This is a genomic window from Nitrososphaera sp. AFS (genome assembly GCF_009898475.1).
In the GTDB taxonomy this organism is placed as follows: Archaea; Thermoproteota; Nitrososphaeria; order Nitrososphaerales; family Nitrososphaeraceae; genus Nitrosopolaris.
The window spans coordinates 1-6909 of the sequence record NZ_QURE01000107.1 but is presented as its reverse complement, the minus strand read 5'-3'; the positions used below and the strand labels follow the sequence as shown (position 1 = coordinate 6909).

Genomic DNA, 6909 nt, shown 5'->3' with positions numbered 1-6909 from the left:
TATAGAAATTCATTTAGAATTCATAAGCTAACGAAAGATATACTGGATATTACAAGGATCGAAAGTCAGACATTGAAATTGAATAAAACGAAATTTAGTCTAAACGATCTCATGATAAGTGCTACCGAGGATGCCCGAACCAAACTCGTACTAAGAAACACCAGTAGTGATAAGGTAAAAATAACATATAAATCAGTCAAGGACATAGCAGAGTGGGAAGTTGCTAATCAGATTGATAATATTTTTGTCCAAGCTGATAGAGATAGAATAATGCAGGTTATCTCCAACTTATTGGATAATGCTATCAAGTTTACTCCTTACGGTTTCGTGTCCGTTGTCATATCTGGACCTATGGATTATAAAGAAGGTCAGGGAAATGACAATGAAAAACAGGCAGTAGTAAGTGTAGAGGATACTGGCTCCGGTATTGATCCAGAAATATTTCCAAAGCTATTTACAAAATTCACGAGCAAGTCATTTAGTGGAACTGGCCTAGGATTGTACATATCTAAGAGCATTATAGAAGCTCATGGTGGAAAAATATGGGCCAAAGTCAGGGAAAATCTGGTGCTACCTTTTGCTTCAGTCTGCCCGTAGCCACATGACGGAGAATTAGCACACTTACAAATAAAACACCAAACCTAAATATTTCTATGTCCATATACTATTAGAGCGTACAATGAATCCTGTTAAAGGACAATCATCCGAAGATCATCCGAAGATCATTTTATAGCAAAAAATGGGTATTTCAAGATCATAACTTCTTTCAGTTTTATCATTACTTGCTGACTCCTAATATTAGACCTAATATTAGCTTAAATAATCACTCAGAAGTTCTCTAATTAATATTGATTAAAGATAGGTGCTGTAATTTTTATGGTTGATTTAATAAAAAGGTGCATAAAATGCGGCTCTAACGTAGCTGATTCAGTAGAATCAGAGGTGGAGAAAGAAGGTCAGCTAAAGATAGGTCATTATGTCAATAGTGTTTGGTTTTGCGATGATTGTTTCAAAAAACCAGAAGATTTTGGAAAGGCAAGCTCAGCCGATGTTTCACCTAATACTCCACGGGCTGATGAAGCAGGCATCATGTAGTTATCCGTAAAAGTTCATCTCTAGGAGGGCAGAAATATGATAGTAGATCCATATCTATTATTATAATAGATTGCAAATGAAGATGTTCCTCAGCACTACAATTATAACAAACAAATACTCCAACAATTAACAAAAATCCCGCTAAATCTCAGCCTTCATATCAATTTACATTTTAGGTTGCACAGAACATAATTCTAACGCTTTAATTCCATTCTTCTAGCGACTTTTCTGTTTGTCACTATATTTCAAATTCACTATATTTTAAATTGAGTATAACCTATGACATAGACATGGATTATTGTAGAAGATTCTACTAGATTTCCTTTAGAATGTTATTCCAAAGAGGTAGCATGAAATAAAAGGTATGATAATGTATTGGGCAATCTTAATTACCGAATCATAGTTCACATCAAGATATATGGATAATAATTTATCCCTTTATCTACTATATTTCTATGATCATAATAGTTGAATCAAAGACGACTACGGCAACGACTGCCGTCTTCTGATACCTCCTACTATTTTATTTTAAAGCAGGCAGAAGAATTGAAGAATAGAGCTCACAGAGACTCTATACGATATGATGAAACATTCCGAGTCGGAGTGGAGATTGAAGGATGCTTACTTGATAATAAAGGAGTACCTGTTAATGCTGCTCCATTAATTGAAGAGCTAAAAGGAACTACACATGAACTTGATTTTGAGTATGGTATGTGTCAATTTGAATACAAAACTCAACCTACTCCAATGTATAGCCTTCTTGATCTTAATAATTTGTTTGAAGAATTTATAGAACATCTAGATAGAGCAGTTCAGAAGGTATACAAGCATAAGGAAATGGTATTTCCTGTACTTCTTGGAGGTAATCCATCTCCAGAGATATTAAAGGATCATTACGATAATAATAGGAATAATACTACTTATGGACTGATTACTGATAAACCAAGATACAAGAAACTTGCACGGTGGCAGACTAAAATTCCTGACGTGGAAATTGAAGGTCTGAAATTTAAGGCATTACAAATTCCATCTGCTATTCAGGGTTTTCATCTTAATCTTCAAGGGCAAAATCCGATTCATACAGCACAAATGTTCAATCACATATTAAATCTGATACCATCTGCAATTGTACTTGGAGCTAATAGTAGACTCTTTGCTGGTAAAATCTTTTCTATGCACGAACCTCGAATTTATCTTTATGATCAGTCAGAACAGCAAAATTCAGGCTTTCCGGCTATTACTAAATATCTAGATGGCGTTGAAGATTATATAGCCTATCTCACAAGTAGAAGAGATAAAGTTATTGCAAAGGATTACTTTGAATTAGAAAAGGAAAGGCATGACGACCTACGAATTCGTCTAAACTCAGATTTTTATCGCGTTGAGACTAGAATTATGTCGGTACAACCTACTCCTAAGGCATTGATAGCATTGGTAGAGTTCTTCATTGGCTATCTTTATAGGGCTATTCATGAAGAGAGACAATTGCGGCCACTTTCTTCATTAAGAGAAGAAAGACTATCCGTAGTCAGATCAGGATTTGATACCAAGACCCATTTTAATATAATAGATACAATAAGAAATCAATTGGATTTTGCACGGAAAGGGCTGTCTGATTTAAGCATAAAACCCGAATTTCTTGGCATATTGGACAAGAGATTAGAAAGCAAAAATACGCCTGGCGAATATGTAGCTAAATTATGGCAGAAGAAATTCAATGGTTCTACGGAACAAACACTGTTTGAAGTGATATCTGATATCTGGGAGAAGACTAAAAATAATCAACCTATAACGTGATGCTATTACTTTTTCTAATTGTGTATGACATTTAACAACATAATCGTCTGACTTATCACGATGATCGATATATTTTGTGTGTTTAGAAGTGACGAATATATTATATTATTGCCTCTACGAGATTGAAATACGTATATAATACATCATGATTAAAAATATTAAAATAAATGATGGTGACGCTGTTAGAGATTTACAGACCCTAATAAGACAACCAAGCGTTTCAGCAAAAAACCAAGGATTGGTTGAGTGTGCTAAGCTGCTTGCGCAAATAATGCTGAATGCTGGAATTGATACTAAACTTCTCTATCTCACTAATAATAATTCTACAGAAGGTGAGGAGGAAGATAATAATAGTAACATTCCATCTTCTCCAGCAACGCAACCACCACCACTATCATCACCACCCCCAATAGTTTATGGTGAAGTTAAATCTAAATCAAATCCCAATGGTAAGACTATTTTATTTTACAACCATTATGATGTTCAGCCCGTTGAGCCAATAGAACTATGGGACAAAAATCCATTTAGCGGAAATGTTGAAGGCAACTACATCTTTGGACGAGGAGCAGTAGATGATAAAGGAGAATTAATTGCTAGGATCAAGGCATTAGAGTATTATATTAAGAAAACTAATGACGTGCCATGTAATGTTAAATTCATTGTAGAAGGCGAAGAAGAAATTGGAAGTGTTCATTTAAAAGAATACATTAGTCTATACAAAGAGAAATTCAAGTGCGATGGTGTAATCTGGGAAAGCGGCTTTGTGGATACAAGAGGTAGACCAATTATTTCTTTAGGTCAAAAAGGTATTCTGTCTATCGAAATTGTTTCAAAAGGCCCTTGTAGAGATGCACATTCTAGTCTGGCAGCTCTGATTGAAAATCCTACATGGAGCCTTATAAGGCTATTAAACACTTTAAGAGATAATAATGGAAATATCTTGATAGAAAACTGGTATAACGAAGTAAGGGGCTTCACAGATGAAGAGATATCTTTGATTGAGAAAGAGCCATTTGACGAAGATGCATTAATGAAGGAATATGGTATATCTAGTTTTATTAATAATGCTAAAGGTATTGAAGTTAAGAAAGCATTTGCAGGAATGCCAACATGTAATATTTCTGGATTAGTATCAGGATATGTTGGTGAAGGTTCAAAGACTGTACTTCCTTCTACTACTGTTGCAAGATTAGATTTTAGACTTGTTCCAGACATGATTCCACAGATACAATTTGAAAGGCTAAAAAAGCATATAAGAAACTATCTGTTATCTACGAGTAATAATAACAATAATAATTACAATGGCGGCAGCAGTAATAATACAACAATAGAGATAAGACTTCTAGGATCTGAACCTGCTACCAGGACATCTATAAATCATCCATTTGTAAATATCATTAAGGAAGCTGCAATAGAAGTATATGGAGACGCAATTATCAATGTATCTTCAGCTGGTACAGGGCCAATGTATTATATCAATAAACTATTAGGTGTGCCATCTGTTTGTATAGGTGGAACCGATATACCTAACAGGTCACATTCTCCAAATGAGTATATGAGAATTGATTTATTAAATAAAACCATAAAATGTATGATAGTTATTTTAGAGAAATTTGCTTTCTCCTGCTACTGATACAACCATGATGAGTTGTTTTCATCTCGACGTATGAAAAGTCGGACTTTATTAGATGCTTTTTTGGTGGCAATCTATATGATTCTAAAACCTAGTATTTTCAAAGTGGATTTGGAAGAAGAGGATTGCAACATTTGCTAATGTTGCATTCTCTATTTCTAACCAATTTACATCTATCCATCATTTGTATGATATATGAAAGACCTATTACAAATAATCCAATAACGACAGCAACCATTTTTATTACTTTCTTTATTGCATATCCGGCTACTACACTAAACAGAAATCCACCACCTGCCGAGAAGGCAAGGCTTTCTATAGACAAGTTATTAGATGTCCACCATCGAATCTGAACATGAATAAGTCAAGTCATTCTGTCCTTGATTTTTGTTTATTGATGGCTTAGACTCGGTTCGCACTTAGCTTTAGCTTTTGTGATTTACGTTCATGATTGTGGTTCTCGATATGTGCATTTGATCAATATTTTAAACAAATGTTAAAACAAGTGGATTGTCACTAGACAGTAATAGGCAATCAAAGTGATCATAAGCATTCTTAAGCAAAAAGGCAATGCCAAGATCACCATTTCGTAAGTAACTTGCTAACTCATGCACTCAGCCATAGGTCTTACTATGGGAAGTTAAGAGCGGTTCATTATATCATATTCTTTAAATATTAGATAATTTTTTAATACAAATGGAATATGAAAATAAAAAAACATATTCTTACTAGCATGTGCAGCATTTTCCGTAATATCGTTAATTTTGCTTCCTGTGAGTGACGACATAAAAAAAGTAGCATCAATGCCGTTTACAGTAATCCCAAATAGCACTATGGAGAAAAATAAGACCGGCATAAATAATAACCCAGTAAGTAATAACAGCTTTATAGTAAATAAAAATCCAATTTATCAAGCAAATGGAAGGTCTTTAGGCTTCACCAAATTGAATTCTTCAGGCTTTCCTCAGGGATTAATCTTTGAAAATGGGACTGTGAATGATGTCAGTAAGGTCACAAACCTTGAAGCATGGATATTCTCCCCCTTAGGGGCACACGGATTGGGTCATGGGGTAATATCTACAAAAGATAAAGATAAAGAAATGATATCTTGGACAGCACATGATACAAATGGGACCAACTACAAAAACGGAACATCAATCTACCAAGGAGTTGTAATTTTCAATGACGGCAACTCTACTCGCAAAATAGCTTTCCTTAACAACTCAAAAGGAATCTAAGTTACAAAAGCAGCTGTAATAGTCAAACAACAAAAATATGGAAATTGAAAGTCGCTGAAATGGCATTAACCCCAAGTTGATATCTTACAATTCAGCCTTTCCATTATGATCTTTTAAATTCGGTAACTTTATAGAGTCGTCAGCGTATATAATAAATGTCTCACGATCTCCTCGATAGTCCCATGTTCGTAGGAAATCGTGGATCGACGACATGCGTACGCAAACAAACAAAAATTGATCATGTACGTGGGAAGACTGCAAGGCCTGGAAAGCACGCAGTCTAATCTCTTACTTTCTTATTCAACGTATAGCTTTATCGTTATCTGCTTTGTTTCATAGTGCTTATGAACAATTGGATTGCTTGATAATCAAAGGGATCCTGGAATGTAAGACTGGTTTTTAGATATGTTCTGACAATACTCAGAACAGTTACAGAAGAGGTAGAAAAAGCAAAAGAAGTACGCTAAGCCAGTAAGCTACGAGATTCGAAAGGGCTTCGGAGAAATATTCATTTAGTAATCTTTACAATTTGGCCGTAGTCATTATTAGAAAAAAATTAAATGTCAATATTATGCCTACAAAGACAGTAGCAATAATTGTTGTAATATTTCTATTGACAAATTCGCCCATTATCGATTTATTTCTAGTCAACAATACAAGAGGAATCATCGGTAATGGTATCATCAAACTAAGTATTACTTGACTGTAAACTAGTATACTAAGAGGATCTAATCCTAGTAATAGTGCTATTGTGGTGGGGACGACATTAATGAATCTCGTTACAACTCGTCTTATCCATACATTAGTTTTCAAGCCCAACAGGCCTTCCATAGCAGCTTGACCAGCTAAAGTGCCTACAACCGATGAAGAAATACCAGATGCAAGCAATGTAATAATAAAAACAATTCCGGCTCCTGCACCAAACAGAGGAATTAATGTCCTGTAAGCATCGGCTATTGATGCTACATTAGAATAGTGCGCATTAAACGCAGCAGCAGCCATAATCATTATCGCAGCGTTTACCAATCCGGCAACAGTAAGTATAACGATATTCTCTGTTAGGTGTAGCTTCCTTAATATCCTTCGTTCTAGGATAGTTTTGTCTTTACTTTTATTTTTGGTAAACCACGAATGTACAAAAAGGGC

At 34.9% G+C, this 6909-nt stretch carries 7 protein-coding genes; 5 read left to right on the top strand and 2 right to left on the bottom strand.

What is annotated here, in order from left to right:
* The 4 genes from DYY65_RS09960 to DYY65_RS09945 all read left to right on the top strand — a co-directional run.
* The coding region (locus tag DYY65_RS09960) for a sensor histidine kinase (protein ID WP_236561783.1) at positions 1 to 597 on the top strand (597 nt) is incomplete at its 5' end.
* 279 nt (positions 598 to 876) lie between these two features.
* Entirely contained in the window at positions 877 to 1095 is a 219-nt protein-coding gene (locus DYY65_RS09955; protein WP_162477809.1) for a hypothetical protein, read from the top strand.
* Between the two features lie 468 nt (positions 1096 to 1563).
* Positions 1564 to 2892: a hypothetical protein gene (locus DYY65_RS09950; RefSeq protein ID WP_162477808.1), complete on the top strand. Its 1329-nt coding sequence runs from the start codon at positions 1564 to 1566 to the stop codon at positions 2890 to 2892.
* Positions 2893 to 3037: 145 nt separating this feature from the next.
* Complete coding sequence (locus tag DYY65_RS09945) at positions 3038 to 4525, top strand: M20/M25/M40 family metallo-hydrolase (protein ID WP_162477807.1); 1488 nt, start codon at positions 3038 to 3040, stop codon at positions 4523 to 4525.
* Positions 4526 to 4625: 100 nt separating this feature from the next.
* On the opposite strand, the gene DYY65_RS09940 is transcribed toward DYY65_RS09945, so the two are convergent.
* On the bottom strand, positions 4626 to 4850 hold the full coding sequence (locus tag DYY65_RS09940; RefSeq protein WP_162477806.1) for an FUN14 domain-containing protein: 225 nt from the start codon (positions 4848 to 4850) through the stop codon (positions 4626 to 4628).
* Between the two features lie 439 nt (positions 4851 to 5289).
* Here DYY65_RS09940 and DYY65_RS09935 point away from each other — a divergent pair, with 439 nt between their 5' ends.
* The gene (locus DYY65_RS09935) at positions 5290 to 5763 is read left to right on the top strand and encodes a hypothetical protein (RefSeq protein ID WP_236561782.1); all 474 of its coding nucleotides are present in this window, start codon (positions 5290 to 5292) and stop codon (positions 5761 to 5763) included.
* Positions 5764 to 6285: 522 nt separating this feature from the next.
* Here the strand turns inward: DYY65_RS09935 and DYY65_RS09930 are convergent.
* Positions 6286 to 6909 (bottom strand): Nramp family divalent metal transporter (locus tag DYY65_RS09930; RefSeq protein ID WP_201449451.1); only part of this gene is annotated, 624 nt, incomplete at its 5' end.

Coding starts and splice junctions, on each gene's coding strand:
- DYY65_RS09955 (WP_162477809.1), top strand. CDS start 877: ATGGTTGATTTAATAAAAAGGTGCATAAAATGCGGCTCTAACGTAGCT.
- DYY65_RS09945 (WP_162477807.1), top strand. CDS start 3,038: ATGATTAAAAATATTAAAATAAATGATGGTGACGCTGTTAGAGATTTA.